The sequence below is a fragment of the Nocardioides ganghwensis genome (genome assembly GCF_014779655.1).
In the GTDB taxonomy this organism is placed as follows: Bacteria; Actinomycetota; Actinomycetes; order Propionibacteriales; family Nocardioidaceae; genus Nocardioides; species Nocardioides ganghwensis.
This window is the reverse complement of sequence record NZ_JACXYX010000012.1, coordinates 169,585-194,318: the sequence shown is the minus strand read 5'-3', so window position 1 is coordinate 194,318 and position 24,734 is coordinate 169,585. Positions and strand designations below refer to the sequence as shown.

At 71.6% G+C, this 24,734-nt stretch carries 25 protein-coding genes; 9 read left to right on the top strand and 16 right to left on the bottom strand.

What is annotated here, in order from left to right; all coding sequences use genetic code 11:
- The first annotated feature begins 38 nt into the window (after positions 1 to 38).
- Together nadA and IEZ24_RS15135 are read left to right on the top strand one after the other, a co-directional pair.
- Complete coding sequence (nadA, locus tag IEZ24_RS15140) at positions 39 to 1,217, top strand: quinolinate synthase NadA (protein WP_129454803.1); 1,179 nt, start codon at positions 39 to 41, stop codon at positions 1,215 to 1,217.
- 18 nt (positions 1,218 to 1,235) lie between these two features.
- The gene (locus IEZ24_RS15135) at positions 1,236 to 2,426 is read left to right on the top strand and encodes a winged helix DNA-binding domain-containing protein (protein ID WP_224745358.1); all 1,191 of its coding nucleotides are present in this window, start codon (positions 1,236 to 1,238) and stop codon (positions 2,424 to 2,426) included.
- Between the two features lie 16 nt (positions 2,427 to 2,442).
- Here the strand turns inward: IEZ24_RS15135 and IEZ24_RS15130 are convergent, their stop codons facing one another.
- From IEZ24_RS15130 to IEZ24_RS15110, 5 genes are read right to left on the bottom strand one after another with little or no spacing between them, the layout of a single operon-like run.
- Positions 2,443 to 3,621 carry a sensor histidine kinase gene (locus IEZ24_RS15130; RefSeq protein ID WP_165356057.1) on the bottom strand — a complete coding sequence of 393 codons (1,179 nt, stop codon included), beginning with the start codon at positions 3,619 to 3,621 and terminating at the stop codon, positions 2,443 to 2,445.
- Positions 3,618 to 4,190, bottom strand: coding sequence for a PspA-associated protein PspAB (gene pspAB / locus IEZ24_RS15125; RefSeq protein WP_129454801.1), 573 nt, complete (start codon positions 4,188 to 4,190; stop codon positions 3,618 to 3,620). Before pspAB ends, IEZ24_RS15130 begins: the two co-directional genes overlap by 4 nt.
- A 9-nt stretch (positions 4,191 to 4,199) precedes the next feature.
- A complete protein-coding gene (htpX, locus tag IEZ24_RS15120) occupies positions 4,200 to 5,102 on the bottom strand; it encodes a zinc metalloprotease HtpX (protein ID WP_129454800.1) in 903 nt (300 codons plus the stop codon).
- Between the two features lie 13 nt (positions 5,103 to 5,115).
- Positions 5,116 to 5,394, bottom strand: a complete 279-nt coding sequence (gene pspAA, locus IEZ24_RS15115) for a PspA-associated protein PspAA (protein ID WP_129454799.1) — start codon at positions 5,392 to 5,394, stop codon at positions 5,116 to 5,118.
- Entirely contained in the window at positions 5,391 to 6,191 is an 801-nt protein-coding gene (locus IEZ24_RS15110) for a PspA/IM30 family protein (RefSeq protein WP_207206775.1), read from the bottom strand. Before IEZ24_RS15110 ends, pspAA begins: the two co-directional genes overlap by 4 nt.
- A 231-nt stretch (positions 6,192 to 6,422) precedes the next feature.
- On the opposite strand from IEZ24_RS15110, the gene IEZ24_RS15105 reads away from it, so the two are divergent.
- From IEZ24_RS15105 to IEZ24_RS15085, 5 genes are all read left to right on the top strand, one after another.
- Entirely contained in the window at positions 6,423 to 7,004 is a 582-nt protein-coding gene (locus IEZ24_RS15105; RefSeq protein ID WP_129454798.1) for a DUF3043 domain-containing protein, read from the top strand.
- A 10-nt stretch (positions 7,005 to 7,014) separates the two neighbouring features.
- Positions 7,015 to 7,575 (top strand): GNAT family N-acetyltransferase, encoded by a 561-nt coding sequence (locus IEZ24_RS15100; protein ID WP_129454797.1) that lies wholly within the window; start codon positions 7,015 to 7,017, stop codon positions 7,573 to 7,575.
- Between the two features lie 97 nt (positions 7,576 to 7,672).
- Positions 7,673 to 7,900 (top strand): OapA N-terminal domain-containing protein, encoded by a 228-nt coding sequence (locus IEZ24_RS15095; RefSeq protein ID WP_129454796.1) that lies wholly within the window; start codon positions 7,673 to 7,675, stop codon positions 7,898 to 7,900.
- Between the two features lie 72 nt (positions 7,901 to 7,972).
- A complete protein-coding gene (locus IEZ24_RS15090; RefSeq protein WP_129454795.1) occupies positions 7,973 to 8,704 on the top strand; it encodes an AzlC family ABC transporter permease in 732 nt (243 codons plus the stop codon).
- A complete protein-coding gene (locus IEZ24_RS15085; RefSeq protein ID WP_129454794.1) occupies positions 8,704 to 9,000 on the top strand; it encodes an AzlD domain-containing protein in 297 nt (98 codons plus the stop codon). The genes IEZ24_RS15090 and IEZ24_RS15085 overlap by 1 nt, the downstream gene beginning before the upstream one ends.
- Before the next feature lie 18 nt (positions 9,001 to 9,018).
- Here IEZ24_RS15085 and dapB read toward each other — a convergent pair whose 3' ends face one another.
- Positions 9,019 to 9,786, bottom strand: a complete 768-nt coding sequence (dapB, locus tag IEZ24_RS15080) for a 4-hydroxy-tetrahydrodipicolinate reductase (RefSeq protein WP_129454793.1) — start codon at positions 9,784 to 9,786, stop codon at positions 9,019 to 9,021.
- Positions 9,787 to 9,867: 81 nt separating this feature from the next.
- On the opposite strand from dapB, the gene IEZ24_RS15075 reads away from it, so the two are divergent.
- The gene (locus IEZ24_RS15075) at positions 9,868 to 10,383 is read left to right on the top strand and encodes a class I SAM-dependent methyltransferase (protein WP_129454792.1); all 516 of its coding nucleotides are present in this window, start codon (positions 9,868 to 9,870) and stop codon (positions 10,381 to 10,383) included.
- Positions 10,384 to 10,469: 86 nt separating this feature from the next.
- Here IEZ24_RS15075 and IEZ24_RS15070 read toward each other — a convergent pair whose 3' ends face one another.
- The 4 genes from IEZ24_RS15070 to IEZ24_RS15055 form a co-directional block, all read right to left on the bottom strand.
- A complete protein-coding gene (locus tag IEZ24_RS15070; RefSeq protein WP_129454791.1) occupies positions 10,470 to 11,780 on the bottom strand; it encodes a M16 family metallopeptidase in 1,311 nt (436 codons plus the stop codon).
- 84 nt (positions 11,781 to 11,864) lie between these two features.
- Complete coding sequence (locus tag IEZ24_RS15065; RefSeq protein WP_129454790.1) at positions 11,865 to 14,111, bottom strand: polyribonucleotide nucleotidyltransferase; 2,247 nt, start codon at positions 14,109 to 14,111, stop codon at positions 11,865 to 11,867.
- 276 nt (positions 14,112 to 14,387) lie between these two features.
- Positions 14,388 to 14,663 (bottom strand): 30S ribosomal protein S15, encoded by a 276-nt coding sequence (gene rpsO / locus IEZ24_RS15060; protein ID WP_056906479.1) that lies wholly within the window; start codon positions 14,661 to 14,663, stop codon positions 14,388 to 14,390.
- 191 nt (positions 14,664 to 14,854) lie between these two features.
- Positions 14,855 to 15,121, bottom strand: a complete 267-nt coding sequence (locus IEZ24_RS15055; protein ID WP_129454789.1) for a DUF6458 family protein — start codon at positions 15,119 to 15,121, stop codon at positions 14,855 to 14,857.
- Between the two features lie 119 nt (positions 15,122 to 15,240).
- On the opposite strand from IEZ24_RS15055, the gene IEZ24_RS15050 reads away from it, so the two are divergent.
- Entirely contained in the window at positions 15,241 to 17,361 is a 2,121-nt protein-coding gene (locus tag IEZ24_RS15050; RefSeq protein ID WP_129454788.1) for a molybdopterin-dependent oxidoreductase, read from the top strand.
- On the opposite strand, the gene IEZ24_RS15045 is transcribed toward IEZ24_RS15050, so the two are convergent.
- The 6 genes from IEZ24_RS15045 to ptsP form a co-directional block, all read right to left on the bottom strand.
- Positions 17,348 to 18,436, bottom strand: coding sequence for a DUF1700 domain-containing protein (locus IEZ24_RS15045; RefSeq protein ID WP_129454787.1), 1,089 nt, complete (start codon positions 18,434 to 18,436; stop codon positions 17,348 to 17,350). The two genes, IEZ24_RS15050 and IEZ24_RS15045, sit on opposite strands and share 14 nt — an antisense overlap.
- On the bottom strand, positions 18,433 to 18,786 hold the full coding sequence (locus IEZ24_RS15040) for a PadR family transcriptional regulator (protein ID WP_129454786.1): 354 nt from the start codon (positions 18,784 to 18,786) through the stop codon (positions 18,433 to 18,435). The genes IEZ24_RS15045 and IEZ24_RS15040 overlap by 4 nt, the downstream gene beginning before the upstream one ends.
- Positions 18,787 to 18,955: 169 nt before the next feature.
- Positions 18,956 to 19,390: a PTS sugar transporter subunit IIA gene (locus IEZ24_RS15035; protein WP_129454785.1), complete on the bottom strand. Its 435-nt coding sequence runs from the start codon at positions 19,388 to 19,390 to the stop codon at positions 18,956 to 18,958.
- Between the two features lie 184 nt (positions 19,391 to 19,574).
- A complete protein-coding gene (locus tag IEZ24_RS15030) occupies positions 19,575 to 21,089 on the bottom strand; it encodes a PTS mannitol transporter subunit IICB (RefSeq protein WP_129454784.1) in 1,515 nt (504 codons plus the stop codon).
- Between the two features lie 143 nt (positions 21,090 to 21,232).
- The gene (locus tag IEZ24_RS15025) at positions 21,233 to 22,969 is read right to left on the bottom strand and encodes an alcohol dehydrogenase catalytic domain-containing protein (protein ID WP_129454783.1); all 1,737 of its coding nucleotides are present in this window, start codon (positions 22,967 to 22,969) and stop codon (positions 21,233 to 21,235) included.
- 66 nt (positions 22,970 to 23,035) lie between these two features.
- Positions 23,036 to 24,727: a phosphoenolpyruvate--protein phosphotransferase gene (ptsP, locus tag IEZ24_RS15020; protein ID WP_129454782.1), complete on the bottom strand. Its 1,692-nt coding sequence runs from the start codon at positions 24,725 to 24,727 to the stop codon at positions 23,036 to 23,038.
- Positions 24,728 to 24,734 lie beyond the last annotated feature (7 nt).

Sequence of the window (24,734 nt, the reverse complement as noted above, 5' to 3'; positions counted from 1 at the left end):
GGTGCCGGTCCCGCTGGGCGCCGCCATAGGATCGGGACATGAGCCTCGTCGACCTGCCGCTCCTCCCCCTCGGCAAGGGCCGTGACCTCGACGCCGAGCGCGGCGTCGAGTGCCCGGGCGACCTGCCCGCGGCGTCCGACCCCGACCTCGTCGCCCGCGCCCGCGCGGCCAAGGAGGCGCTCGGAGAGCGCGTCTTCGTGCTCGGCCACCACTACCAGCGTGACGAGGTCATCCAGTTCGCCGACGTCACCGGGGACTCGTTCAAGCTCGCCCGCGACGCCGCGGCGCGACCCGACGCCGAGTTCATCGTCTTCTGCGGCGTGCACTTCATGGCCGAGTCGGCCGACATCCTCACCGCGCCGAGCCAGCAGGTCGTGCTCCCCGACCTCGCGGCCGGCTGCTCGATGGCCGACATGGCCCGGCTGCGCCAGGTCGAGGACGCCTGGGACGCGATGGCCGACGCGGGCATCCAGGACGCGGTCGTCCCGGTCACCTACATGAACTCCAGCGCCGACATCAAGGCGTTCTGCGGCCGCAACGGGGGCGTGGTCTGCACGTCCTCCAACGCCGACGTCGCGCTCGACTGGGCGTTCGCCCAGAAGGGCGACGGCGACGCCAAGGTGCTCTTCCTCCCCGACCAGCACCTCGGCCGCAACACCGCCGTGCTCCAGATGGGCATCGGACTCGACGAGTGTGTCGTGTGGGACCCGCTTCAGCCCGGCGGCGGCCTGACCGTCGAGGAGCTCCGCAACGCGCGGATGATCCTCTGGAAGGGCCACTGCTCGGTGCACGGCCGGTTCTCCGAGGACGTCGTCGACGAGCTGCGGGCCCAGCACCCCGGCATCAACATCCTGGTCCACCCCGAGTGCAAGCACGAGGTGGTGCTCAAGGCGGACCTGGTGGGGTCGACCGAGTTCATCATCAAGACCATCGAGGCCGCCGAACCCGGCACGGTCTGGGCGATCGGCACCGAGCTCAACCTCGTCAAGCGGCTGGCCGACGCCCATCCCGACAAGACGATCGTCTTCCTCGACCGCAACGTCTGCTACTGCTCGACGATGAACCGCATCGACCTGCCGCACCTGGTCTGGGCGCTGGAGAGCCTGGTCGCCGGGACGGTCGTCAACCAGGTGACCGTCGACCCCGAGACCGAGGCCGACGCGCTCGTGGCGCTCCAGCGGATGCTCGACCTGCCGGGCAAGTCGCACCGCGACTGAGTCGGACCACGGGGCCCGATGACCGCACTGCGCACGATCGGCGACGCCGAGCGCCGCCGCCGGATCGCGGTGCGCCACGGCCTCGCGCCGGCGTACCGACTCGACTCCGTCACCGCCGTCACCGACGCGATGACGGTGCTGCACGCCACCGAGGCGGCCACCGTTCACCTCGCCGTGGCGGCGCGCTCGGACGGGCTCGAGCCCGCCGACGTCGACGACGAGCTCTACGAGGCGCGTCGGGTGGTCAAGCAGCTCGCCATGCGCCGCACGCTCTTCGTCTTCCCCCGCGAGCTGCTGCCCGCGGCGTGGGGCAGCGCGTCGGCCCGGGTCGCGACGTCGGAGCGCAAGCGCATCGCCAAGGCCATCGCGGGCGCCCGCATCGCCGAGGACGGCGACGCCTGGCTCGACGCGGCCCGCGCGGCCGTGCTCACGCGCCTGGCCGCCGGGCCGGCCTCCACCTCCGAGCTCCGCGCCGAGCTGCCGGAGCTCGCCGGGATGATCGGCGGCGACACCGACAAGCCGTACGACCGGCCCGTGCCGGTCGCTCCGTGGGTGCTCACGCACCTCGGCCTGGAGGGCGCGATCCTGCGGGGCCGCAACGCCGGCCACTGGCGGTTGAACAAGCCCACCTGGACGCGGACCGTCGACTGGCTGGGGCCGGTGCCGGACCCGCTCGAGGAGGCCGCCGGCTACGCCGAGCTCGTCCGCCGCTGGCTGGCCACCTTCGGGCCGGGCACGGCCGCGGACCTGCAGTGGTGGCTCGGCTCCACCAAGACCGCCGTCACCCGCGCCCTGGCCGACGTCGGAGCGGTCGAGGTCGTGCTCGACGACGGCTCGACCGGCTGGGTCAACCCTGACGACGTCGACGACACCGGTCCGGTCGAGCCCTGGGCCGCGCTCCTGCCGACCCTCGACCCGACCGTCATGGGGTGGAAGTCGCGGGCGTTCTACCTCGACCCGGCCCACGTGCCCTTCCTCTTCGACACCAACGGCAACGCCGGCACCACCGCGTGGTGGGACGGACGCGTCGTGGGCTGCTGGGTGCAGGACGACGCCGGCACCGTACGGCTGTCGCTCCTCGAGGAGGTCGGGCCCGACGGCCGGGCGGCCCTCGAGCAGGAGGCGCAGCGGCTCACTGCGTGGCTCGACGGCGTCGTCGTGGGGCACGTGTACGCCTCCCGGCAGATGAAGCACGCCAGGCTGCCCTAGCGACTGCGGGCTGGGCTCAGGCCACGACGAGCGGCAGCTCGAACCAGAAGACCGACCCGCCACCCACGCGCTCCTCCACCCCCATCGAACCGCCGTGGGCCTCCACGATCCGCCGGCACGTGGCCAGGCCGATGCCCGTGCCGTCGACGGTCTTGTCGAGCCGGGAGAGCGGGGCGAAGACCCGCTCGTGCTTGTCGTCGGGCACGCCGCGGCCGCGGTCGCGCACCTCGACCCGGCTGTGGCCGTCGCGGAGCACCGCCTCCACCTCGATCTCGGGCTCTGCCCCGTCGACGGTGAACTTCGCCGCGTTGTCGAGCAGGTTCATCAGCACCGACCGCAGCTGGGCCGCGTCGCCGCGGGCGGGCGGGAGCGGTCCGGTGCGTACGCTTCCGCGTGGGACCCGGCCGTCGAGGTCGTCGAGGGCCGAGGCCAGCTCGGCGTCGAGGTCGACGACGTCGTCACCGGGCGCGACCCCCTGCGACGCGAACTCCAGGAGGTTGCTGATCAGCTCGCCCATCCGGTCGACGCCCCGACGGGCCCGCGCGAGCGTGTCGGTCTGGTAGGGGTCGGTGATCTCGAGCTCGAGCGCCTCGAGGGACAGCGAGATCGCCGTCAGGGGGTTCTTGAGGTCGTGGCTCACCTGGCCGGCGAAGTGGGCCAGGCGGTCGTTGGAGGTGCTGAGCCGCGCATTGACCTCGCTGAGGCGGCGGGAGGCGAGCTCCAGCTCCAGCACGTCGACGACGCGGTCGGCGAGCTGCTCGAGGCCCCTGGCCGCCTCCGGCGTGACCTGGTGCACCTCGTTGTCGAAGACGCACAGCGTGCCGATGACGACGCCGGAGGGGGTGCGCAGCGGCTGCGAGCCGTAGTAGCGCACGTCGGCGAGCTCTCCGGTCGTCCACGGGTTCCCCGCGAACCGCGCGTCGCGCGCGGCGTCCTCGACCATGATCGGCTCGCCCGACTCGACGACGAGGCGACACATGGCGTTGTCCATCGGCGTGCTGTGTCCCTCGAAGCCCGACGTGGCCACCGGGTGCTGGGCGTCGCTGCTGAAGAGGTTGACCGCTGCGAAGGGCACCCCGGCCACCTGGGCGGCGAGCTCGACGAGCGCGTCGAGCTCGCGGCGGGGTGGACGCCCCAGCACGTCGTACGCCGCCAGCACGCGCTCGCGACGCCGGTCGTCGGCCGGTGCGCTCACAGCCCCGGCGCCTTCCAGACCGCCAGCCACCGCTGCAGGTCGGGCTCCATCGGCAGCTCCTCTCCCAGCAGGTCGCGCACGGACAACTCGAGCAGGGTGTCACGGGACTGATCGCCGGTGGGTGCGAACGGGTAGAACGTGCCCTGCTTGTAGAGGTAGGTCAGGCCGAAGCGCTGGCCGGAGGCGTTGACGAACGGCACCATCGAGCACAGCAGCCCCGACTCGAAGCCGTTGAGCTCGAGCGTGGTGTTGACGGCGTGGAGGTCCGTGCACAGCCCCGCCATGTCGGCCTTGTCGCCGGTGACGACGAGCCAGGTGAAGCCGAAGTCGTCCTCGGTGACCTCGACGTCCGGCGCCTCCGGGTCGTCGCGGATCAGCGCGAGCATGTCGGCTTGGGTCTGCGCGAAGGCGGCCCCGGCCGCGGAGCGGTAGCAGACCGACCCGGTGCCCGTCGGCTCGAACCCGAGCGCCGTCTGGAGCGTGATCGCCGCGCTCGGCACGTGGAAGAGCGCGTCGAGGTTGTTGCGTCGCGGCTGCACCCGACCCCGCATCGCCTCCCACAGTCCCATCGTCGCGCCTCAGCCGGTCGGCCGGCTCAGCTCGGCCTGGATGCGGGCCAGCTGCTCGAGCCGCTGCTGGAGCGGCGGGTGGGTCGCCATCAGGCCGCTGAGGCCGCCGCTGAGGGCCGGGACGATGCACAGGGCGCTGGCGGCGCTGCCGGCTCGCAGGTCACGCTGCGGGGTGGCGGCCGCCTCTCCGCTGATCTTCTGCAGCGCGCGGGCCAGCGCCCCCGGCTTGAGCGTCAGGTAGGCGCCCGCGCGGTCGGCGCTGAGCTCGCGGTAGCGCGAGAGCAGCCGCAGCAGCAGGTAGCTCACGGCGTACACGACGAGGCTCACGACCACGGCCACCAGCACGGCCGGGAGGCTGCTGCTGTTGCGGGAGCGTCCCATCCCACCGAACTGGGCGAAGCGCATCAGCAGGCCGGCCGCGATGCCGGCGGAGGAGGCGACGGTCATCACGAGCACGTCGCGGTGCGCGACGTGGCTGAGCTCGTGGGCCAGGACGGCCTCGAGCTCCTCCGCGTCGAGCGTCTGGAGGATCCCGGTGGTGACGCACACGACCGCGCGGTCGGGCGAGCGACCGGTCGCGAAGGCGTTGGGCACCGCGAGGTCCGAGATGCCGACCCGTGGCTTCGGCATGTCGGCCAGTGCGCACAGCCGGTCGATCATGCCGTGCAGCTCGGGCGCCTCCTCGGTTGACACCTCCCGGGCACGCATCGCCCGCATGGCGACCGAGTCGGAGCTCCACCACTGCCAGAACGCCATGCCGATCGCGATCACCGCCACGACCGGTGCGTAGCCCCAGCCGACGGCGTAGATCACCCCGACCACGAGGCCGACGAAGAGCGCCCCGAGCAGGAACATGGTGAGGGTCATCCGGGCGGTGAGCCCGGAGTCCTTGATGAAACGCGAGGTGGCCACCGGAAGGGGCCTGTCAGCCAGGGATCAGGCCGTCGTCGCCCAGGAGCTCACGGACCTCGTCGATCGTCGCGTCCGGGGGCGGCAGGATCAGGTCGGACTCGTCGAGGGACTCCAGCGCGTGGTGCGTGCCGCTGGAGCGCACGGCGGCGAGCAGGCCCTCGAGCGCGGTGCGGAACATCGCCTCGTCACCGGACTCGATGGCGTGCTCGATCTGGTTGTCGAGGCCGTTGAGGGCGTCGAGGGCGTGGTCGTCGAGGTCGTACTGACCCTCGCCGAGGATGCGGACGATCATGCCCGTCCGCCCTCGGTGGACTCGCCCTCGGTGCGCACGGCCTCGGGCTCGGCGGCCAGGATGTCGCCGCCGTCCTCGCCCGCCTCGATGGCCTGCGGGGTGCTGGAGGCCTTGAGCCGGGCCAGCTCGGCCTCGACGTCGGAGCCGGAGCTGAGCGCGTCGAGCTCGCGGGAGATGTCGTCGCCGGCGTTGAGCTGCGAGGCGTCGTCGAGCGCGCCGGAGGCGATGAGCTCGTCGATGGCCTGGCCCCGCGCCTGCATCTGGGCGGTCTTGTCCTCGGCCCGCTGGATGGCGAGGCCGACGTCGCCCATCTCCTCGCCGATGCCCGACATCGCCTCGCCGATGCGCGTCTGCGCCTCCGCGGCGGTGTAGGTCGCCTTGATCGTCTCCTTGCGGGTGCGGAACGCCTCGACCTTGGCCTGCAGCCGCTGCTGGGCCAGGACGAGCTTCTCCTCCTCGCCCTGGAGCGTGGCCTGCTGCTCCTTGAGGCTGGTGATCTGGGAGGCGAGCCCGGACTTGCGGGTCAGCGCCTCGCGGGCGAGGTCCTCGCGGCCCGCGCCGATCGCCTTCTCGGCCTGCCCCTGCAGCTTGGCGGCCTGCTGTTCGAGCTGGTTGACCTGGAGCTCGACCCGCTTGCGGCTGGTGGCGACGTCGGCGACGCCCCTCCGCACCTTGGAGAGCAGCTCGAGCTGGCGCTGGTAGCTGTAGTCGAGGGTCTCGCGGGGGTCCTCCGCCTTGTCCAGGGCCTTGTTGGCCTTGGAACGGAAGATCAGGCTGATGCGCTTCATGAGACTCATCGGGGTGGAGACCCTCTCTTGGTCATGCGGGGGTGGTGGCTGTGACGTCCGGAGACGTGCGGACTGTGTCCTCACCCTAGAACCAAACCCAAGCCGGAGGTAGGGCATCGGCGCGACACCGGTCCCGGCGGGTCGCGGCGATAGGCTGGTCGCCACATCCCCCCGGCACCCCGATCGGCCCCTGCCGATCACCGTCCGGTCCCTCCCCGAAGTCACGTGAAGGCAGCACCCGTGTTCCGACGTTCCACCCCCGAGCCCGACCTCCCGCCGACCACCGACAAGGTGGGCGGCAAGGGCCGCCCCACTCCGTCGCGCAAGGAGGCCGAGGCCGCCGCACGTGCTCGCGCCAAGGTGCCGCGGACCCGCAAGGAGCAGGCGGCCGCCCAGCGCGCCGCCCGCGGCGACGCGTCCCGCAAGATGCGCGCCGCGATGAAGACCGGGGACGAGCGCTACCTGCCGAGCCGCGACCGGGGCCCCGTACGCCGCTTCATCCGCGACTTCGTCGACTCGCGCTTCTCGTTCATCGAGCTCATGGTCCCGCTGCTGATCGTGTCGATGGTGCTCGGCTACTCCGGCAACCCGAGCATGATCCAGCTCGGCAACACCGTCCTGTTCACCACGCTGCTGGTGATCGTGTTCGACATCGTGATGCTCCGCTTCCGCCTGCGCCGCGAGCTCTCCCGCCGCTTCCCCGACGAGCCGCTGAAGGGCACGACGCTCTACGCCGCGATGCGCTCGCTGCAGATGAAGTTCCTGCGCCTGCCCAAGGCGCAGGTCAGGATCGGCGAGAAGCTCCCCGAGACCTATCGATGAGCCCCCGCCGATGACACACAGCCACTCCGGCGGCCCGACCGCCGACGTCTCCGTGCGAGTGGCCTGGGCCGACGACGCCGACGCGATCGCCGCCGTGCAGGTGCGGGCGTGGCCCGAGCTGTACGCCGGCCTGCTCCCCGCTGAGGCGTTCCCCAACGACGTCGAGGCGGTCGCGGCCCAGTGGCGCCAGTCCCTGGCCAGGCCTGCCGACGCCCGCAACCGGGTGCTGGTGGCCCTTGAGCGCAACCGCGTGGTGGGCTTCGCGCTGACCTGCCCGGCCGCCGACCCCGACTGCGACCCCGTGGCCGACGGAGAGCTGGCCGAGGTCACCCTCGACCCCGCCGAGCGCGCCAAGGGGCACGGTTCCCGGCTCCTCCAGGCGGCCGTGGACACGTTGGCCGCCGACAGGTTCAGCCGCGCCGTGACGTGGGTCAACGCCGGCGACGACGCGCTCCGCACCTTCCTCACCGAGGCTGGATGGGCCCCGGACACGGCCCACCGCGAGCTCGACCTCGACGGCACCGGCGCGACGACCGTCAAGCAGGTCCGCCTCCACACCGCGATCGCCTGAGGCCGACCAAATCCACCCCTACGGTGCTTGATTTTCCTGTGACGCGCGTCACTATGGAGTGCCGGCTACTTCGCCGGCCGACCACGGGGGTCCCCAGATGCTCGGTCCGCTTCCCGCACTGCACAGGTTCCTGCTCATCATCGCCGCGCTCGTCGTCTGCGTCGGCCTCGGGCTGTGGTTCGGCGCCATCCCCGAGGTCCCCGTCAACCTCCGCCTCGGCCTGCTCGCCGGCGGTGCGGCCGGAGCCGCCGCGGCCTTCGTGCTGGTCCACGACTTCCACCACCGCGAGGCACGTCCGGCCCGCGCCCGCCGTCGCGCCCACTAGGCGACCACCAGGCGACCACCAGGCGTCCGACCGGCCCGTCGCACCGACGTCGGCATCACCTAGCCTCGGGGCGTGACCGAGGCCGCCCTGACCCCGAGCGAGCGCTCGGCGATCGTCCGCGACAGCTTGGCGGTGGGGGTGGCCACCGGGGCGTACGGCGTCGGGTTCGGTGCCGTGTCGGTCGCCTCCGGACTGAGCGTGGCGCAGACGTGCGTGCTGTCCCTGCTCATGTTCACCGGCGCCAGCCAGTTCGCGCTCGCCGGGGTCGTCGCCGCCGGCGGCGCTCCCCTGTCCGGCGCGGCGACCGCCCTCCTGCTCGGCACCCGCAACACGCTCTACGGACTCCGGATGGGGCCGCTGCTCCGGTGGCGTGGGTGGCGGCGGGCGGCGGCGGCACACGTGCTGATCGACGAGTCGACGGCGATGTCGGTCAACCGCGAGACCACCGAGGCGGCGCGACTCGGGTTCCTCACGACCGGCGTCTCCGTCTTCGTCCTGTGGAACCTCGCGACCGCGATCGGAGCAGTCGCGGGCGAGGCCGTCGGCGACCCGCGGACCTACGGGCTCGACGCCGCCGTCGGCGCCGCCTTCCTGGCCCTGCTCTGGCCGCGTCTCAAGGACCGTCGCAACGTCCTCGTGGCTGGGCTGGCCGCCGTGGTCGCGCTCTCGATGGTGCCCCTGGCCGCACCGGGCGTGCCGGTGCTCGCAGCCGGTGGGGTGGCGCTCCTCGTCGGTGTGTTGGCGAGGCGGCAGGACCCCACCGAGATCCCGGGGCCCGACGACGTGGCAGGAGGTCACCGCTGATGTGGACGGCCGTCCTGCTGGCGGGAGTGGGCTGCTACCTGCTCAAGCTCGCCGGCCTCTCCCTCCCCGAGAGGGTGCTCAGCCACGCCACGGTCGAGCGCGTGGCCGACCTCATCCCCGTCGCCCTCCTCGCCGCCCTCGTCGCCGTGCAGGTCGGCTCCTCCGGCACCGCGCTCACCCTGGACGCGCGCGCCCTCGGGCTCGGCTTCGCGGTGGTGGCGCTGCTGCTGCGACTGCCGTTCCTCGTCGTCGTCGTGGGAGCAGCCGCCGTGGCAGCACTGGCCCGCCTGGTCTGAGGCCGCTTCCGGGCCGGGTCAGCCGATGTCGAGGAACGCGTCCAGCCCGACCGTGAGTCCGGGGTGGTCGCCGATCGAGCGGACGCCCACGAGCACCCCCGGGGTGAAGGAGACCCGGTCGAGCGAGTCGTGCCGGATCGTGAGGGTCTCCCCCGCCGCGCCGAGGACGACCTCCTGGTGCGCCACGAGCCCGCGGATGCGCAGACCGTGCACGCGTACGCCCTCCACGTCGGCGCCGCGGGCGCCCTCGAGGCCGGTCGACGTCGCGTCGGGCATCGGCGCGCTGCCGGCGTCGCGGCGGGCCGCGGCGATCAGCTCGGCCGTACGCCGGGCGGTGCCGGACGGCGCGTCGGCCTTGTCGGGGTGGTGCAGCTCGACGACCTCGACGGACTCGAAGAAGGGAGCCGCCTGGGCGGCGAAGCGCATCATCAGGATCGCGCCGATCGAGAAGTTGGGCGCGATCAGCACACCGACCCCCGGCGCGTCCGCGAGCCACGCCTCGAGCTGGTCGAGCCGTGACCGGTCGAACCCGGTGGTGCCGACGACGGCGTGGATGCCGTGCTCGATGCAGAACCTGAGGTTGTCCATCACCACGTCGGGATGGGTGAAGTCGACGACCACCTCGGCCCCCGACCGGACCAGCTCCGCGACGTCGTCGCCGGCATCGACGGCCGCCACCAGCTCGGTGTCGTCGGCGGCCTCGACCGCCCGGCAGACCTCTGCGCCGACCTTGCCGCGCGCGCCCAGCACGCCGACCTTGCGGGGGGCCTCTCCTGGTGTGCTCACACCACCCACCGTATCGGCCGGACGGCGTCACCAGAGTGGCGGTGGCTGACTGGTGGACCCGGGTCTGGCAGGCTGTGGGCCATGCCTGCCTCGACCATCCCGCCGCGCATCAAGTGGGCCGTCGACCTCATGGACGTCCAGCCGGGCGACCAGGTCCTCGAGATCGGCTGCGGCCCCGGCGCCGGCGCCGAGGCCATCTGCAGCAAGCTGGAGACCGGCAAGCTGTTCGCGATCGACCGCTCCGAGTCCGGCGTGGACCGCACCAAGCGCCGCAACCAGAAGTACGTCGACGCCGGCCGCCTCGTCGTGCGCCAGATCGACCTCGCCACGCTGCGGGTGCCGGTCAAGCGGCTCAACAAGGTCTTCGCCTTCAACGTGAACCTGTTCTGGGTGCGCGCCTGCGACGACGAGGTCGCCCTCCTCCACGAGCGGGTCGTCCCCGGCGGAGCGGTCTACCTCTTCTACGAGGCCGCGCGACCCGAGCTGGTGCCCAACATCGTCAAGAAGGCCTCCGAGAACCTGCTTCGCGGCGGTTTCCGGGTCAGCGTGGTCGAGCAGAAGGCTCCCCCGGTCATCGGGATCATCGCGCGACGGTGAGCGCTGCACGCAGCGGAGATCCGGTCAGCACTGATGGTGGTTGAGCAGCGGCACGGCTGAGCGTGTGAAGCCGTGACCCGCGCTGCTCAACCAGCGGTCGGGCCCACGACCGCCAGCAGCTCGGGCTGCGTGAAGAGCTCCTTCGCCAGCAGGGCGACGTCCTCGAGGGTGACCGCCTCGATACGCGCGACCACCTCGTCGATCGTCAGCAGCTCGTCGTGGATCAGCTCGACCTTGCCGAGGCGCGACATCCGCGAGCCGGAGTCCTCGAGGCCCAGCACGAGACCGCCCTTGAGCTGGCCCTTGCCGCGCTCGAGCTCCTCGGCGGTCAGGCCGTCGGCGGCCACCTTGGCGAGCTCGTTGCGCACGGTCTCGAGCACCGCGTCGTACTTGCCGGGCAGGCAGCCGACCGAGACGCCCACGACGCCGGCGTCGGCGTGGTGGGTGGCGAAGGAGTAGACGGAGTAGGCCAGGCCGCGCAGCTCGCGCACCTCCTGGAACAGCCGGGACGACGTGCCGCCGCCGAGCGCGGTGTTGAGCACGCCGAGGGCGTAGCGGCGCGGGTCGGTGCGGGTGATCCCCTTGACGCCGAGGACGAGGTTGACCTGCTCCTGGGGGCGTACGGTCCGCGACTCGCCGGGGTGCACGCGGCGGGCCTTCTCGGACTGCTCGGAGGGCGCCGGGGCGGCCTCGCCGTCGAGGAACCCGCCACGGCCGAAGGCCTTCCTGACCTGGCGCACCACGGTCGCGTGGTCGACGTTGCCGGCGACCGAGACGACCATGTTGTCCGGGCGGTAGTGGCGGACGTAGAAGCGGTGGATCTGTGCGCGCGTCATCGCGGTGATCGACGCCTCGGTGCCCGCGATGGGGCGCCCGAGCGGGGTGTCGCCCCACGCCTGGTGGGCGAAGAGGTTGTGCACCACGTCGTCGGGGTCGTCGTCGTGCATGGCGATCTCGTCGAGGATCACGTCGCGCTCGGCCTCGACGTCCGCCTCGGTGATCGTGGAGGCGGTCACCATGTCGCCGAGCACGTCGACCGCGGTGGGCAGGTCCTCGTCGAGCACCCGCGCGTGGAAGACGGTGTACTCCTTGGTGGTGAAGGCGTTGAACTCGCCTCCGACCGCGTCGAGCGCGACGGAGATGTCCATCGCGCTGCGCTCGGGGGTGCCCTTGAAGAGCAGGTGCTCGAGGAAGTGCGAGCAGCCGTGCAGGGCCGGCGTCTCGTCGCGCGACCCGACGGCGACCCACACGCCGATGCTCGCCGAACGGCTGCCGGCCATCTGCTCGGTCACGACCCGCAGGCCGCTGGGCAGGACCGTGCGGCGTACGCGGGAGGTCACCGCGCCGTCGGCGTCCTTGACGGTGTGGAGGGTGCGGGTGGTGCCGTTCTTCTGCACGGGGGTCCTTCCGGGATGGGGTGAAGCGCCACGACCGGCCGGCCTGACGGCCGACCGGTCGTGGGGTGGAGCGTCAGACGAGGGTCACTCGTCGCCGGCCTCGGGAGCCGCATCGGAACCGGCCTCGGCCGACTCCTCGGATCCCTCGGACTCCTCGACGACGGGGACCAGCGAGAGCTTGCCGCGGTCGTCGATCTCGGCGATGGAGACCTGGACCTTCTGGCCCACCGAGAGCACGTCCTCGACGGCCTCGACGCGCTTGCCGCCGGCCAGGGCGCGGAGCTTGCTGATGTGCAGCAGGCCGTCCTTGCCGGGCATGAGCGAGACGAAGGCACCGAAGTTGGTCGTCTTCACGACCGTGCCGAGGTAGCGCTCGCCGACCTCGGGCATGGTCGGGTTGGCGATCGCGTTGACCGCGGCCTTGGCCGCCTCGGCGGCCTCGCCGTTGGTCGCACCGATGTAGACCGTGCCGTCGTCCTCGATGGACAGGGTCGCGCCCGTGTCGTCCTGGATCTGGTTGATGACCTTGCCCTTGGGACCGATCACCTCGCCGATCTTGTCGACGGGGACGCGGACGGTGATGATGCGCGGCGCGTGGACCGACATCTCCTCCGGGGCGTCGATGGCCTCGGCCATCACGTCGAGGATCGCCAGGCGCGCGTCGCGGGCCTGGGTCAGCGCGGCGGCCAGCACCTCGGCGGGGATGCCGTCGAGCTTGGTGTCGAGCTGGAGCGCGGTGACGAACTCACGGGTGCCGGCGACCTTGAAGTCCATGTCGCCGAAGGCGTCCTCGGCACCGAGGATGTCGGTCAGCGCGACGTACTGCGTCTCGCCGTCGACCTCGTCGGAGATGAGCCCCATCGCGATGCCGGCGACGGAGGCCTTGAGCGGCACGCCCGCCTGGAGCAGCGAGAGGGTGGAGGCGCAGACCGAGCCCATCGAGGTGGAGCCGTTGGAGCCCATGGCCTCGGAGAGCTGGCGGATCGCGTAGGGGAACTCCTCGCGGGAGGGCAGCACCGGCAGGAGGGCGCGGCGCGCCAGGGCGCCGTGGCCGACCTCGCGACGCTTGGGCGAGCCCACGCGACCGGTCTCACCGGTGGAGAACGGCGGGAAGACGTACTTGTGCATGTAGCGGCGGTGCTTCTCCGGGGACAGCGTGTCGAGCTGCTGCTCCATCTTGAGCATGTCGAGGGTGGTGACACCCAGGATCTGGGTCTCGCCGCGCTCGAACAGCGCCGAGCCGTGGACGCGCGGGATCACGTTGGTCTCGGCGTGCAGCGGACGGATGTCGGCGAGGCCGCGGCCGTCGATGCGGACCTTGTCGCGCAGCACGCGCTGGCGGACCAGGCTCTTGGTGAGCGAGCGGAACGCCGCGCCGATCTCCTTCTCGCGGCCCTCGAACTGGCCGGAGAGCTTCTCGAGCAGCGCGCCCTTGATCTCGTCGACCTTGAGCTCGCGCTCCTGCTTGTCGCCGATGGTCATCGCGGCGGCGGTGTCGTCCTTGGCCGCGGCCTCGACGGCGGCGTAGACGTCGTCCTCGTAGTCGAGGAAGACCGGGAAGTCCTGGACCGGCTTGGCGGCCTCGGCCGCGAGCTGGGCCTGGGCCTCGACGAGCTGCTTGATGAAGGGCTTGGCGGCGTCGAGGCCACCGGCCACGACCTCCTCCGTCGGCGCCTGGGCGCCACCCTGGACCAGCGCGATGGTGTCCTCGGGCGCCTCGGCCTCGACCATCATGATGGCGACGTCGCCGGCCTCGGTCACGCGGCCCGCGACGACCATGTCGAAGACCGCCGACTCGAGCTGCGAGTGGGTCGGGAAGGCGACCCACTGGCCATCAATGAGCGCCACGCGGACGCCGCCGACCGGGCCGGAGAACGGCAGGCCGGAGAGCTGGGTGGACAGCGACGCCGCGTTGATCGCGAGCACGTCGTAGGGCATGTCGGGGTCGAGCGCCATGACGGTGATGACGACCTGGACCTCGTTGCGCAGGCCCTTCTTGAAGGTCGGGCGCAGCGGGCGGTCGATCAGGCGGCAGGTGAGGATCGCGTCCTCGCCCGGGCGGCCCTCGGAGCGGAAGAACGAGCCGGGGATCTGGCCCACCGCGTACATCCGCTCCTCGACGTCGATCGTCAGGGGGAAGAAGTCGAAGTGGTCCTTGGGCGTCTTGCCCGCGGTCGTCGCCGAGAGCAGCATGGTCTCGTCGTCGAGGTAGGCGGTGACCGAACCGGCGGCCTGGCGGGCCAGCAGGCCGGTCTCGAACTTGACGGTGCGCTTGCCGAACTTGCCGTTGTCGAGGACGGTCTCGACAGCGGAGATGATGGGTTCACTCATGGAAGCAGGATCCTGCTTTCTCTTCGCGGAGCGATCCGCGGCGTCCACCCCTCATGTGGTGGACCATCGAAGGTCCCGCGGGGCCGGTCTTCGATCGAGGCCCGCAGCTCTCCCGAGCCGGAGGCTGGGGATCTGAAGGCCACTACCGAGGACCGGGCGACGAGGCGGGTCGCTCCTGTTGGGTGGTTGTTCAGTTGTTCCGGGTCGACACTAGCGCGACCGATCCCGGATGTGAGAGGAGCGGCCCCCCGTGGCGGGGAGCCGCTCCTGACGCGATCAGCGACGCAGGCCGAGGCGCTCGACGATGGAGCGGTAGCGCTCGATCTCGGTCTTCTGCAGGTAGTTGAGCAGACGACGGCGCTGGCCGACGAGCAGCAGCAGGCCACGACGGCTGTGGTGGTCGTGCTTGTGCGTCTTGAGGTGCTCGGTGAGGTGCGAGATGCGGTGGCTGAGCAGCGCGATCTGGACCTCGGGGGAACCGGTGTCGCCCTCGGTCAGGGCGTACTCGGCGATGATCTTCTTCTTGGTCTCCGCGTCGGTACCAATCGACATGGGGGCTCCTTCGGTTCTCGTTGCGCGGCGCGCCCGGGCCTGTTCACCGGGGCACTCTGGTTCCGCGGCCGTCGTGACGGCGTGTCACCCTCCCGGGCAACCGCAGAAGCATATCGAGGCGCCGGACCTGCGGCCCAATCCGCGCCGCGCTCGGAGACGTACGAGACCCTCGGGTCAGTCCGCGGCGGTCCTCAGACGGCCGGCGGGGGCGGCGGGTCGGACTCGTCCGTGCGCTGCGTGGTGGCCTGGCGGCCGTGCGCGTCGGTCGTGGTGGCCGTGGTGGTGTGGCGCCGCTTGGTGTTCTGCTGCACGACCGTGAGCACGAGCCACAACACGCCGGCGAGCACCAGGATCCAGCCGAGCGTGGTGACCTCGAGCGGCCCGACCTGCTGGGTGTTGAACGCCAGCGCCAGGATCAGTCCGACGACGATGAGGCCGATCGGCCCTCCGAAACCCATGACGGTCTCCATTCTGTAGGGGATGCGGCCCGGTCCAGACCGGGCCGGGGCAGAGTCTGGCCTGCGCCCGGTCCTCTGTCACCCCCCGGTGGGGTACCGGACGTGCGACGATCCACCGCATGGGTGGTGAGAAGCGCATCGGCGTGTGCAACCTCTGCGAGGCGATCTGCGGGCTCGAGCTGACGATCGAGGGCCGCGAGGTCGTCGCCGTGCGCGGCAACCGCGCCGACCCCCTGTCGCGCGGCCACGTCTGCCCGAAGGGCGTCGCGATCGCGGACGTGTACGCCGACCCGGACCGGCTGCGACGCCCGGTGCGTCGCGTCGGCGAGGGCGCCGACGCCCGGTGGGAGGAGATCGGCTGGGACGAGGCGTACGACCTGGTCGCCGACAACGTCGCCCGGGTGGTCAACGAGCACGGCGACGACGCGCTCGGCGTCTACCTCGGCAACCCCAACGCCCACAGCCTCGGCTCGATGACCCACGGCACCGCGATGTTCAAGTCGTTCCGGACCAGGAACCGCTACTCCGCGACCTCCGTCGACCAGCTCCCCCACCAGCTCGTGGCGCACCTGATGTTCGGCCACCAGCTGTTCCTGCCGATCCCCGACATCGACCGCACCTCGTGGTTCCTGGTCGTCGGCGGCAACCCGATGGCCTCCAACGGCAGCCTGATGACGGTGCCCGACTTCCCCCAGCGCGTGCGCGACCTCAAGGCTCGCGGCGGCCGGATGGTGGTCCTCGACCCGCGCCGCACCGAGACCGCGAAGGTCGCCGACGAGCACCACTTCGTCCGGCCCGGCACCGACGCGTGGGTGCTGCTCGCGATGCTGCACGTCCTCACGACGGAGACCACGCCGACGACAGCGTCGTACGTCGACGGGGTCGACACGGTCGTGGACCTGGTCGCCGAGTTCACGCCCGAGCGCGCCGAGGCGATGAGCGGCCTGCCGGCGACGGAGGTCCGGCGGCTGGCCCACGAGCTCGCGGCCGCGGACGCGGGCGTGGTCTACAGCCGGATCGGCGTCTCGGCGGGCCCGTGGGGGACCGTGTGCCAGTGGGCCGTCAACTGCCTCAACGTGCTCAGCGGCAACCTCGACCGACCGGGCGGGGCCATGTTCACCACGCCGGCGATCGACGCGGTGGGCACCGGGCTGATCGGCCGCGGCCACCACGACGCGTGGCGCTCGCGGGTGCGGGACCTGCCGGAGACCGCCGGCGAGCTGCCGGTCGCGGCGCTGCGCGAGGAGATCGAGACGCCCGGCGAGGGCCAGGTCCGGGCGCTGCTGACGGTCGCCGGCAACCCGGTGCTCTCGACGCCGGACGGCGCCCGGCTCGACGCCGCGCTGCGCGGCCTCGACTTCATGGCGGCGGTCGACATCTACGTCAACGAGACGACGCGCCACGCCGACGTGATCCTGCCGCCGACGACGGTGCTGGAACGCGACCACTACGACCTGGTCTTCCACCTGCTCGCCGTGCGCGACACGGCCCGGTTCACCCCGGCGGTGTTCGACAAGGAGCCCGACCAGCGCCACGACTGGGAGATCTTCCGGGAGATCACGCTGCGCACCACCGCGCGGCTGGAGCGCAAGGCACCGCTCAAGAAGCGGCTGGTGCAGCGCGCGCGGCTGACCGCGACCCCGACGTTCCTCGTCGGGCAGCTGCTGCGTCGCGGGTCGAGCGGGGTGACCCTGAAGAAGCTGCGCGCGCGCCCCGCGGGCATCGACCTGGGGCCGTTGCGTGGCGGCCAGCTCCCCGACCGGTTGCCGTCGAGGGGCAAGCGCCTCGACCTCGCGCCGGCGCTCGTGGTCGAGGACGTCGCTCGGCTCGCCGCAGTCCCAGCGCCGACCGGCGACGACCTGCTGCTGATCGGCCGCCGCCACCAGCGCGACTGCAACTCGTGGATGCACAACTCCGAGCGGCTCACCAAGGGCAGGCCACGGCACCACCTGCTGATGAACCCCACCGACCTCGCCGCGCGCAGCATCGCCGACGGGGGGCTCGTACGGGTCACCTCACGCGTCGGCTCCGTCGAGGTCGAGGTCGCCGCCTCCGACGACCTCATGCCGGGCGTGGTGTCGCTCCCCCACGGCTACGGCCACGCCGGCGACGGCGTGCTGATGGCTCGCAGCCGAGAGGTGCCGGGCGTCTCGGTCAACGACCTCACCGACCCCGAGCTGCTCGACGTGTCGGGCAACGCCGCGCTCAACGGCGTCCCGGTGGTGGTCACCGCCTGCTGACGTCGCGCTCCCGGCGCTCGCCCTCCCGTCGGTCATCGTCCTTCTTCCGTGTGGGTGCCGGCTCCGCCTCGGCCTCGGCCGGCACCAGCGGGTTGGTCACCGCGGGGGTGGTCGCGCGGTCCGGGACGGGGAAGGCCGCTCCCTCGAGGTCCTCACGCTGCGCGGCCCGGCGGGCCGGGAAGGCGCGCTCGCCGAGCGGGAAGACGTTCCATCGCGTGACGTCGCCGAGCATCCACGGGACCGTACGGCCCTGCTGGCCGTGGCACCGCACGTCGAGCGGGCGCCCGTCCTGGTCGTAGAGCTGGACACCGACGAGCGGCTGGCCGTCCGCGTCGTAGGCCGCGATGTTGCAGACCTGCTCACCGCGGTTCATCACGCCGAGGTCCTTCGTCCACGAGCTGTCGTAGAAGCCGTTCGCGCGGTCGCGCTCCCACTGCACGTCGCTGACCTTCTCCGCGGCGAACGAGGTCACGCCCAGCGCGAGCACGTTCAGTCCGACGACCAGCAGGCGAGCGGCGACGCCGCGCGACCCGGTCGGCGCGGACCCGGGCCACAGTCGACCCAGGCCGACCAGGGTGCTGCCGACCACGCACACGGCCAGGACGCCGAGGCCGACCCCGGGGCTCACGCCGGGCAGCCACGCCAGGCTCCACGGCGTGTAGCCGGGCACCAGGATGCAGAAGGCGACCGCTGCCACCCAGGCGCGGAACACCCACCACGCGGGCCGCAGCGCGACCACCACGGACCAGGCGGGGGCGACCCTCGGCCGCGCCACCTGGTCGTCCCACCAGCCGCGGACCCCGTCGAGCAGCTCGGACGCGGACCGTCCTCGTGGCACCCGGACGCGCCGTCGGGCGACCGGGTCGAACCCGGCCGCGGCGCGCAGCTCCCGGGCGTACGCCTCCGGGTCGCCGAGCACTCCCCCGCCGTGCTCGGCGACCTGGTCGGCCAGGTCGGCCTCGAGGCCCTCGGTGAGTTCGAGCCGGTCCTCCTCGGGGAGGTCGGCGAGCAGCTCGCGGACGCGCGCGACGAAGGCCGTGACGTCGGGACGGACGGGCAGCTGGGTGGTGTTCATGCGCTGGCTCCTCGGGCAGGGGCAGGGGCGGCGGGTCCGGCGAGGAGCCCGTCGAGGGTCGTGGCGAAGGCGTGCCAGTCGTCGCGCTGGCGGGCGAGCTGCTCGCGACCGATGGGCGTGATGCCGTAGTACTTGCGGTGCGGGCCGCTCTCGGACGGCACGACGTACGACGTCAGCGCGCCGGCGGCGTAGAGGCGGCGGAGGGTGCCGTACACCGAGGCGTCGCCGACCTCGGCCAGTCCTCCCTCGCGCAGACGGCGCACGATGTCGTAGCCGTAGCCGTCCTCGTCCTGCACCACGGCGAGGACCGCGAGGTCGAGCACTCCCTTGAGGAGCTGGGTCTGATCCATGCGGCGCACACTACTACGCATCCCGCAGTAGTGCGGCGTGCGCAGGCTTCGGCGTGTCCCAGCGCCCGACGGCAACTGCCCGAAAGAAGCACTCCCGCCCCCATCAGTGGGGGCGGGAGTGTGAGGACGGACCCGTTACCGGGCTCGGCGGGACACGGGTGGGCGTACGTCAGGCGCTGACGTCACCCAGCACGGCGAGGACGTCGTCGGGCGTCCGGGCCGCGTCGAGGGCGGCGATCTGGGCGTCGTCGGTGAACGCACCCGCGAGGGCCTGGAGCACCGTCAGGTGGTCGTCGCCGGCACCGGCGATGCCGACGACGTACTTCGCAGGGCTGCCCTTCCAGTCGATCGGCTCGTCGTAGCGGATGAAGGAGATCGCCGTGTGCCGGATCAGCGCCTTCGCCTCGTTGGTGCCGTGCGGGATGGCGAGACCGTTGCCCATGAAGGTCGAGACCGACGTCTCGCGCTCGTGCATGGCGTCGACGTACGCCTCGTCGACCGCGCCGGCTGCGACCAGCAGCCTGCCGGCCTCGGTGATGGCCGCGTCGCGGTCCCTGGCCTGTCCGCCGAGCACGATCGCTTCCCGGCTCAGTACGTCGCTCATCTGGCGCCTCTTTCCTCGCAGGTGTCGTGGTGTTGTCAGTCGGTGTGTCAGTCGGGTGGGTCAGTCGGGTGCTGCTCATCAGACCACACCGTCGGGGCGACGGATCGGGCCCGAGAACGTCGGGCCCGGCCCTCCCGGGGGATGGAGAGCCGGGCTCGACGTCAGGTACGTCCGGGCGGGGCGGTCAGGCCGGGTTGTTGTTCTCCCGGACCAGCTCCACGATCTCGTCGTACCTCGGGCTGCCCATGAAGTTGTCGACCGACACGTGGACGGCCGACGGGGTCTTCTGGCGGGCCCGGTCGGTGAGGTCCTGGTGGGTGACCACCAGGTCGACGTCGTCGGTGAGGTTGGCGATGGCCTTGTTGACCACCGTCACCTCGGTGTGACCGGAGTCGTGGATCTTCTTGCGGAGGACCGATGCCCCCATGGCCGAGGACCCCATGCCGGCGTCGCAGGCGAACACGATGGTGCGGATCTCACGGGTCTCGGTGGCGGCGCCGGCGCCGCCGCCGACCAAGGCGGAGGACGCGACGGACTGCTTGCCCTTCATGGCCTCCATCGAGGCGGTCGCGTGGACCAGCTGGTCGTCGGCCTCCTCGGCCTTGTCGGTGCGGAGCAGGAATGACGCCACGAGGAAGGTCACCGCCGCGGAGCCGAGCACCGCGATCGTCACGCCGAGGTAGCTGTCAGTGGCCACCTGCGCGTAGACCGCGAAGATCGAGCCGGGGGCGGCCGGAGCACGCAGGCCGACGTCGAAGAGGACGTTGAGGAACACGCCGGTCATGCCGCCCGCGATCATCGCCACGATCAGCTTCGGCTTCATCAGCACGTAGGGGAAGTAGATCTCGTGGATGCCGCCCAGGAAGTGGATGATCGCGGCACCCGGGGCCGAGGCCTTGGCCAGGCCTCGACCGAACACCATGTAGGCGGTGAGCAGACCCAGACCGGGGCCGGGGTTGGCCTCGAGGAGGAACAGCACGGACTTGCCCTGCTCGACCGCCTCCTGGGTGCCCAGCGGCGTCAGCACGCCGTGGTTGATCGCGTTGTTGAGGAAGAGCACCTTCGCGGGCTCGATGATCAGCGACGTCAGCGGGAGCAGGTTGTTGGTGACGAGCCAGTCGACCCCCTCGCCGAGGCGGTCGCTGATCCAGGTGACGATCGGGCTCATCACGAAGAAGGCGAACGTGGCCAGGATGCCGCCCCAGATGCCGGCGGCGAAGTTGTTGACCAGCATCTCGAAGCCCGGCTTGATCTTGCCGTCCCAGATGGCGTCGATGTGCTTCATCGACCAGCCGCCGAGCGGGCCCATGATCATGGCGCCCATGAACATCGGGATCTCGGTACCGGCGATGACGCCCATGGTGGCGATCGCGCCCACGACGCCACCGCGGGTGTCGTAGACCATCCGTCCACCGGTGTAGCCGATGAGGATCGGCAGCAGGTAGGTGATCATCGGCCCGACGATGCCGCCACCGGCGAAGTCGCCCCAGCCGCCGATCTCGGCGACCCAGCTTCCGGCGCTGTCGCCGATGCCGAGCTTCGGCAGCCAGCCCACCTCGATGAAGAGGGCGGTGATGAGGCCCCAGGCGATGAAGGCGCCGATGTTGGGCATGACCATGTTGGAGAGGAACGTGCCGAACTTCTGCACGTGCACCCGCGCGCCCGACCGGGTGGCGGGAGTGGTGTCTGTGGTCGCCATTGGTTGTGTCCTCCATGAGAGCTCGACGGGGGTGACCCCCGTCACACGATCTCTGGATTAAACCTCACGATCGGGCCTGTTGCCAAGCGTTCGGGCATGATCTGTGCCCGAATCTGTGGTTTTACCGAAAACGGGAGGTTGGCCTAGCTGCCCAGCTGGCTCTCGAAGAGCGCCTTCTCCGCCTCGTCGTTCCACGTGTCGCCGGGCCCCAGCTTCTCGGCGACGTCCGGCAACGTCTCCCTCAGCTCGTCGAGCCCCATGAGGGGGAGGTCGTGGATCTGGGGGAAGATCAGCACCTTCCCGGAGTAGCGACCGTCGACCAGTGCCTGGAGGCCGTCCTTGGCCGCCAGCATGCCGCCGACGGCGCCGACGATGGATCCCGGGGAGAGGTCGCCCTGGTTGGCCAGGTCCACCACCTGCTGCTGGTCGTGGATGGTCAGGCCTGAGGTCCCGGTGTACTGGGCGTTGTCCAGGTAGACCGCGCTCAGGTTCAGCGGCGCCAGCGTGCCGTTGGGAACGCCGGCGAAGAAGACCAGCATGCCGTCGGACTTCATCAGTGTGTCGGCCTCGGCCATCACGGCGGAGATCGGGACGCTGACCACCACGTCGTCGGCACCCTGGCCGTCGGTGATCCCCATGACGAAGTCGTGGAGGGACTGGTCCGCGGCCTGGGAGTTGAAGGTGAGCAGCTCGCAGTCGTTGCTCTCCGCCAGGTGGGCCAGACGGTCCTCGAGGCTCTTCAGGCGCTCGTCGCTCACCTCGGTGGCGACGATCGTGCGGGGGCCGTCGGGCTGCTGGATGGCCCGCTGGACGTGCATCAGCCCCATGGGGCCACCGGCGCCCACGAAGACCGTCGTGCCCCGCGGACGCAGGTCACAGCGGTTGCGCGCCTCTCCGTAGGAGGCGGCGATGTCCGGACCCCGGCCGCCGAGGTAGGCGGTGTAGTCGTAGTGCAGACGACCGACGTCGGTGTCCACCAGGCCGTCGAGGGCGGTCTCGCCCACCATGTTGAGGGTGCCCCGCCGGGCAATGTGTCGGGCCACGGCACCCACCGTCGCCGCGGAACGAGGATCGAGGATGACGATGTCGTCGAAGCCGGCGCCGTCGGTCAGCTCGTCCACCAACGACTGGTAGTCGTCGGTGCCGATGCCGTTGCGCACGACCGTGGTGGCCGAGGTGCGCTCCACCAGCTCCTGCACCGAGGCCGGCGCGTCGGTCATCACGATGGTGGCCGGAGCGTCCAGCCCCGAGGAGAAGAGGTAGTCCCGCTCGTCCCCGGGCCGGCCGACGATCCACATGGTCCCGCCGGCCCGGGGTTCGAGCCGGCGACGCTGGGTGTAGGCGGCCATCACGCAACCCCACGGCTCCAGCGTGGACCCCTCGGCGTACCCCATCGTGTCGGGGAGGGGCAGCAGGCAGGCGCCGTCGTCGGTCTCGAGCATCTCCGAGCCCATCAGGTGGTACTGGATCAGCCCGCCGGGGATCGTGTAGCCGTAGGCGGTGCTCTTGCCGTCCTGGTAGATGTCGGGCTGCACGGCCAGCCGCTGGCCCGCGTGGTACCGGTCCTTGAGGTTGTCGCCGACCTCGATGACGGTGAGGCTGACCTCGTGCCCCAGTCGGGTGGGCTCCTTGGACAGGTCGCGGTCGTAGAGCTTCGGGTGGCTGCCGCCCTGGCGCATGATCTTCACGTCGGAGAAGCAGAGGCCCACGCTGTCGATGCGCACCAGCATGTGGTCGGCATCGGGTGACGGGATGGGGAGCAGCTCGGGCTGGTCGTCCTTGCCCATGTTCTCCTCGCCCGCGCCCCACAGGTTCCAGGCCCAGGCAGCTTCGGGCAGCTCGAGGTCGGCCGCGCGGTACCGGTCGTACGCTGATGTCATGGTTCCTCCGTGGTGAGGTGGATGGAGCCTCCGTGAGGGAGGCGCGGAGTCGGTCGGCACGGGGCCTCAGTGGCCGAGCAGCTCCCGCACAGCAGCCCGCGCGGCCATCGGGTCGGGGGCCCCCAGCGCAGCCTCGGCCGCGGCCTCGCAGGTCTCGAAGCTGACCTTGCCCAGCTGCGCGCCGACGGGGCGTACGGCTCGCGCGGCCATCGAGAGCGACGAGATGCCCATGCCGATGAGCGCCGTCGCCAGCAGCGGGTCGGCCGCGGCCTCGCCGCAGACCCCGACGGGCTTGCCCGCCTCGACTCCCGCGTGCGCCGTGATCGCGATCAGCTGGAGCACCGCCGGCTGCCACGGGTCGGTCAGGTGGGCGAGGTCGGTGGCCATGCGGTCGGCGGCCATGGCGTACTGGGTGAGGTCGTTGGTGCCGATGGAGAGGAAGTCGACGACCTCGAGCATCCGGTGGGCGAGCAGCGCCGCGCTGGGGATCTCGACCATGACGCCGGCCTTGAGCCCGCGCGCGTGCACCTTCTCGGCGAAGTCGGCGGCCTCGGCGACGGTCGCGACCATCGGCGCCATCACCCACGTCTCGGTGCCGGTGCGCTCGGCCGCCGCGGCGATGCCGTCGAGCTGGCGGTCCATCAGGCCCGGGTTGCCGAAGCTCAGCCGCAGGCCGCGTACGCCGAGGGCGGGGTTCTCCTCCCCCTCCTGGGTCGCGAACGCGATCGGCTTGTCGGAGCCGGCGTCGAGGGTGCGTACGACGACGTAGCGACCGTCGGAGTAGGGCGAGAGGACGTCGGAGTAGATGTCGGCCTGCTCCTCGACGCTGGGCTCGTCCTTGCGGTTGAGGAAGCACAGCTCGGTGCGGAACAGTCCGACCCCCTGCACGGGCTCGGTGCCGGCGGACGCGGCGGACGGCCCGTCGGCGACGTTGGCCAGCAGCTTGATTGGCAGTCCGTCGGAGGTCGACGCCGGGCCGTTCCAGCTGGCGAGCTCCTCGCGCAGGCGGCGGCTCTCCTCGACACGGGCGGACGCCTCGTCGGGGTCGGCGCCCTGCTCGACGACACCGGTCTCGCCGTCGACCACGACGAACGCGCCGGCAGGGATCTCCATGCACCCCGCGGCGCCGACCACGCACGGGATGCCGAGCTGGCGGGCGATGATCGCGGTGTGGCTGGTGGCGCCTCCGCGCTCGGTGACGAGCGCGGTGACAAGTGCGGGGTCGAGTCCCGAGGTGTCGCTCGGGGCGAGGTCCTCGGCGACCAGGATCGACGGCTCGCTCGGGGTCGGCACGCCCGGCGGGGGCTCACCGACGAGGTGCGCGACGACCCGGCGCTCGATGTCGCGCAGGTCGGTGACCCGCTCGGCCATCAGGCCGCCCATGTTGGTGAAGATCGTGACGAACTGCTCCACCGCGCCCTGCACGGCCTTGACCGGGCCCTGCCCGGACTGGAGGTTCTTGGCGACGGCGGAGCGCAACCCCTTGTCACGCGCGAGGCCGGCGCTCGCCGTGAGCACCTCGGCCGCCGCGCCCTGGGCGTCGGCGGCCTTGGCGGAGAATGTCTCCGCCACGGCGACCGCCGCCTCGTCGTACGCCGCCAGCGCGGCCTCCGCGTCGGCGAAGTCTCCGTCACCGAAGCGGGCGATCGCGTCGGGCGACACCTCCCCCCGCACGTGGAGGACGGGCCCTGCGGCGACGCCCGGCACGACCGGGGTCCCGCTCAGGGAGTTCGCGGATGAGCTCGCCGGTGTGGTCATGGACACA

What these genes read in the sequence shown, in the direction of transcription:
- pspAB (WP_129454801.1), bottom strand. Translation starts at nt 4,190, where the DNA reads ATGGGACTGTGGGAGGCGATGCGGGGTCGGGTGCAGCCGCGACGCAAC.
- IEZ24_RS15030 (WP_129454784.1), bottom strand. Translation starts at nt 21,089, where the DNA reads ATGGCGACCACAGACACCACTCCCGCCACCCGGTCGGGCGCGCGGGTG.
- IEZ24_RS15040 (WP_129454786.1), bottom strand. Translation starts at nt 18,786, where the DNA reads ATGGATCAGACCCAGCTCCTCAAGGGAGTGCTCGACCTCGCGGTCCTC.
- pspAA (WP_129454799.1), bottom strand. Translation starts at nt 5,394, where the DNA reads ATGATCGTCCGCATCCTCGGCGAGGGTCAGTACGACCTCGACGACCAC.
- IEZ24_RS15085 (WP_129454794.1), top strand. Translation starts at nt 8,704, where the DNA reads ATGTGGACGGCCGTCCTGCTGGCGGGAGTGGGCTGCTACCTGCTCAAG.
- IEZ24_RS15055 (WP_129454789.1), bottom strand. Translation starts at nt 15,121, where the DNA reads ATGGGTTTCGGAGGGCCGATCGGCCTCATCGTCGTCGGACTGATCCTG.
- IEZ24_RS15100 (WP_129454797.1), top strand. Translation starts at nt 7,015, where the DNA reads ATGACACACAGCCACTCCGGCGGCCCGACCGCCGACGTCTCCGTGCGA.
- rpsO (WP_056906479.1), bottom strand. Translation starts at nt 14,663, where the DNA reads ATGTCGATTGGTACCGACGCGGAGACCAAGAAGAAGATCATCGCCGAG.
- ptsP (WP_129454782.1), bottom strand. Translation starts at nt 24,727, where the DNA reads ATGACCACACCGGCGAGCTCATCCGCGAACTCCCTGAGCGGGACCCCG.
- IEZ24_RS15045 (WP_129454787.1), bottom strand. Translation starts at nt 18,436, where the DNA reads ATGAACACCACCCAGCTGCCCGTCCGTCCCGACGTCACGGCCTTCGTC.
- IEZ24_RS15075 (WP_129454792.1), top strand. Translation starts at nt 9,868, where the DNA reads ATGCCTGCCTCGACCATCCCGCCGCGCATCAAGTGGGCCGTCGACCTC.
- IEZ24_RS15135 (WP_224745358.1), top strand. Translation starts at nt 1,236, where the DNA reads ATGACCGCACTGCGCACGATCGGCGACGCCGAGCGCCGCCGCCGGATC.
- IEZ24_RS15065 (WP_129454790.1), bottom strand. Translation starts at nt 14,111, where the DNA reads ATGAGTGAACCCATCATCTCCGCTGTCGAGACCGTCCTCGACAACGGC.
- IEZ24_RS15050 (WP_129454788.1), top strand. Translation starts at nt 15,241, where the DNA reads ATGGGTGGTGAGAAGCGCATCGGCGTGTGCAACCTCTGCGAGGCGATC.
- IEZ24_RS15095 (WP_129454796.1), top strand. Translation starts at nt 7,673, where the DNA reads ATGCTCGGTCCGCTTCCCGCACTGCACAGGTTCCTGCTCATCATCGCC.
- IEZ24_RS15110 (WP_207206775.1), bottom strand. Translation starts at nt 6,191, where the DNA reads ATGAGTCTCATGAAGCGCATCAGCCTGATCTTCCGTTCCAAGGCCAAC.
- IEZ24_RS15035 (WP_129454785.1), bottom strand. Translation starts at nt 19,390, where the DNA reads ATGAGCGACGTACTGAGCCGGGAAGCGATCGTGCTCGGCGGACAGGCC.
- nadA (WP_129454803.1), top strand. Translation starts at nt 39, where the DNA reads ATGAGCCTCGTCGACCTGCCGCTCCTCCCCCTCGGCAAGGGCCGTGAC.
- IEZ24_RS15025 (WP_129454783.1), bottom strand. Translation starts at nt 22,969, where the DNA reads ATGACATCAGCGTACGACCGGTACCGCGCGGCCGACCTCGAGCTGCCC.